The 264-nt window shown below is 50.0% G+C and carries 1 rRNA gene; it reads left to right on the top strand.

Going from position 1 to position 264, the window contains the following annotated elements:
• Positions 1 to 264, top strand: a 23S ribosomal RNA gene (locus GEV01_RS30615); the annotation flags it as partial.

The raw sequence follows: 264 nt of genomic DNA, 5'->3' as shown, positions 1-264 counted from the left end.
GGCTAAAACAGTCAGGATGTTGGCTTAGAAGCAGCCATCATTTAAAGAAAGCGTAATAGCTCACTGATCGAGTCGTCCTGCGCGGAAGATGTAACGGGGCTAAGCCAGTCACCGAAGCTGCGGATATCTAGCAATAGATATGGTAGGAGAGCGTTCTGTAAGCCTGCGAAGGTGTCTTGTAAAGGATGCTGGAGGTATCAGAAGTGCGAATGCTGACATGAGTAGCGATAATGGGGGTGAAAAGCCCCCACGCCGTAAGCCCAA

The organism is Rugamonas rivuli (assembly GCF_009380165.1).
Lineage (GTDB): Bacteria > Pseudomonadota > Gammaproteobacteria > Burkholderiales > Burkholderiaceae_D > Rugamonas > Rugamonas rivuli.
The sequence above is the reverse complement of the archived record's forward strand: the minus strand, read 5'-3'. Positions and strand labels throughout refer to the sequence as shown.